Source organism: Pseudomonas agronomica, from assembly GCF_025917275.1.
In the GTDB taxonomy this organism is placed as follows: Bacteria; Pseudomonadota; Gammaproteobacteria; order Pseudomonadales; family Pseudomonadaceae; genus Aquipseudomonas; species Aquipseudomonas agronomica.
On record NZ_JAOSHO010000609.1, the window covers coordinates 1 to 2,647 of the forward strand.

Here is a 2,647-nt window from a genome sequence, read left to right on the forward strand (position 1 = left end):
AGGCCGGCAAAGACGCTACAAAACCACTGGCTCAAGCCTTGCCAGTAATCTTGCGATACTTCGCCATCAACTGTTCTTCAGTCTCCGGGTGTGCTTCGTCCAGCGGGATGCAATCCACCGGACAGACTTGCTGGCACTGCGGCTCGTCGTAATGGCCGACGCACTGGGTGCACAGGTTCGGGTCGATGACGTAGATCTCTTCGCCTTGGGAAATGGCTTCGTTCGGGCATTCGGGTTCGCAGACGTCGCAATTGATGCAGTCGTCGGTGATGATCAGGGACATGCAGGCTCCTGCCGGGGCATTGGGCCCGGGCATCTGAAAACGTATGGGCGCAATTGTGCCGCATTGGCGAGCGCAGTGCACGCGGGCGCGATGGACTGCGCCGTGCTGCGAGGCGGCTCGCAGCGCCGGCAGGTTATTTCTTGAAGCGCAGGGTCAGCGCGTCGGCCACGGCCGGATGGACGAACTTGGTGATGTCGCCACCCAACGCCGCGATTTCCCGAACCAGGGTCGAGGAAATGAAGGAGTAGCGTTCCGAAGGTGTCAGGAACAGGCTTTCGACGTCCGGCGCCAGTTGCCGGTTCATGTTCGCCAGTTGGAACTCGTATTCAAAGTCCGAGACCGCGCGCAGGCCGCGCAAGAACACATTGGCGTTCTTTTCCTTGGCGAAATGCGCCAGCAGCGTCGAGAAGCCGACCACTTCCACGTTGGGCAGGTGCTTGGTGACCTCGCGGGCCAGTTCCACACGTTGTTCCAGCGGGAACAGCGGGTTTTTCTTCGGGCTGGCCGCGACGGCGATGATCACATGGTCGAACAGGCGCGAGGCGCGTTCGACCAGATCGCCATGGCCCTTGGTAATAGGGTCGAAGGTACCTGGGTACAACACTCGGTTCATCGCGTCGTCCTGGCGGGAGTGCGTTGGGGAGTCGGATGGTATCGCAGCCTTCTCGGTCGGCCAAGTCGGCTGTTGCGTAGAAAAGAACTATAGACGCTGCGAATAGTGCGTATTTTCATGAATTTTTCAGGCGTTCGGCCAGGTTCGACGCCAGTTGAGCGGTCAGTCCATACACCGAAAGCTGTGGATTGGCGCCGATGCTGGTGGGGAACAGCGAGCCGTCGTGGATCGAAAGGTTGCCCAATTGGTGGTGGCGGCCAAGGCTGTCGGTCACGGCTGACCTTGGATCTTCGCCCATGGCGCAGCCGCCCATGACATGGGCACTGCCCAGGCGCGTGCGGTAGAGGGCGAGGTCGAGTCCGTCGATCATCACCCGTGCCTCGGCCAGGGTTTTCACATAACGGGCATCGCTGTGCATCGGCATGACGGCCCTGGCCCCGCCGGCAAACTGAATCTCGGCCATGCTGTGGAACGCTCGGCGCAGCCCGTCCCACGCATAGGGCGAAACCTGATAATCGAGCACCGGCGTGCCGTCGCTGCGCAACTCGACGGTACCGCCGGGGCTGTCGGGGTGAAAGCCATCACGCAGCAACGCCAGCATGGCGTGGGTATGGGGCAGGTGCGCCATGTGCCCGGCATTTTCCGCGCCGAAGCCGCCTAGCAGCGTGGCGGCCAGTGCGGGATGCAAGGGCGGCACTTCCAGCTTGTAGGACATTTTGCCGGTGATACCGTCCTGCCATTGGAAATGATCGGAATAAATCGATTGGGGCGCGCCATAGAACGGGTTGATGACTTCATCGAACTGACCTGCCGACATGTTCACCAAATGCAGGAATGTACGCTTGCCGAGGCGCTCGTGAGGGTCCGGCGCATCGGAGCGCAGCAACAGGGCGGGGCTGTTGATGCCGCCACCGGCTAGCACGTAGTGCCGCGCCTTGACGGTGATGCGTCGCCCGGTCGGTGCCACGCAACGCTCGTCCATGGCTTGGCATTCGAGGCCGACGACGGTGTCGTTCTTGATCGTCAGACGCTCGGCTCGCGCCAGGTAAAGCAGCGCGCCACCCTTGTCCAGCGTGGCAGGTATCGTGGTGACGAGCATCGACTGCTTGGCGTTGGTCGGGCAGCCCATGCCGCAATAACCCAGGTTCCAGCAACCGCGCACGTTGCGCGGGATGACGTGCCAGTTGTAGCCCAATTGCTCGCAGCCCTTGCGGATCACGTCATTGTTGGCGTTGGGAGGAATCAGCCAGGGTGCTACGCCGAGGCGTTGCTCCATGCGCTCGAACCAGGGCGCCATCTCGGCGGGACTGTGGCCCTTTACGTTGTGCTCGGCGGTCCAGTGTTCGAGGGTTTGCGTCGGCGTGCGGAAGCTTGAAGTCCAGTTGATCAGGGTCGTACCGCCCACCGCGCGCCCCTGCAGAATGGTGATGGCGCCGTCCTTGCTCATGCGCCCCAGGCCCTCCTGGTAGAGGCTGGTATAGGCCTGGTCCTCCCGCAGCGTGAAGTCGCTGCTGGTCTTGAGCGGCCCTTCCTCGATCAGTAGCACCTTGTAGCCGGCGGCACTGAGAATCTCCGCCGTGGTACCGCCGCCGGCGCCGCTGCCGATGATCGCCACATCGGCTTCCAGCGTCAGGTCCTCGGCCAGTTGCGCGCCGTTGTAGGTGGTCCAGCCACGGGCGAGGCCTTCGCGGAACGGATCGGGTACGGGCATGTTCGGGGCCTCTTGTTGTGTGTAGGTTGCGAAAGGCCTT

At 62.4% G+C, this 2,647-nt stretch carries 3 protein-coding genes; all 3 read right to left on the reverse strand.

Going from position 1 to position 2,647, the window contains the following annotated elements:
• Window positions 1-31: 31 nt before the first annotated feature.
• Window positions 32-283 carry a YfhL family 4Fe-4S dicluster ferredoxin gene (locus tag OC610_RS25180; RefSeq protein WP_003206534.1) on the reverse strand — a complete coding sequence of 84 codons (252 nt, stop codon included), beginning with the start codon at window positions 281-283 and terminating at the stop codon, window positions 32-34.
• 133 nt (window positions 284-416) lie between these two features.
• Window positions 417-896, reverse strand: a complete 480-nt coding sequence (gene coaD / locus OC610_RS25185) for a pantetheine-phosphate adenylyltransferase (RefSeq protein WP_007897855.1) — start codon at window positions 894-896, stop codon at window positions 417-419.
• 115 nt (window positions 897-1,011) lie between these two features.
• A complete protein-coding gene (locus OC610_RS25190) occupies window positions 1,012-2,607 on the reverse strand; it encodes a GMC family oxidoreductase (protein ID WP_264431733.1) in 1,596 nt (531 codons plus the stop codon).
• Window positions 2,608-2,647 lie beyond the last annotated feature (40 nt).

Coding starts and splice junctions, on each gene's coding strand:
- OC610_RS25180 (WP_003206534.1), bottom strand. CDS start 283: ATGTCCCTGATCATCACCGACGACTGCATCAATTGCGACGTCTGCGAA.
- coaD (WP_007897855.1), bottom strand. CDS start 896: ATGAACCGAGTGTTGTACCCAGGTACCTTCGACCCTATTACCAAGGGC.
- OC610_RS25190 (WP_264431733.1), bottom strand. CDS start 2,607: ATGCCCGTACCCGATCCGTTCCGCGAAGGCCTCGCCCGTGGCTGGACC.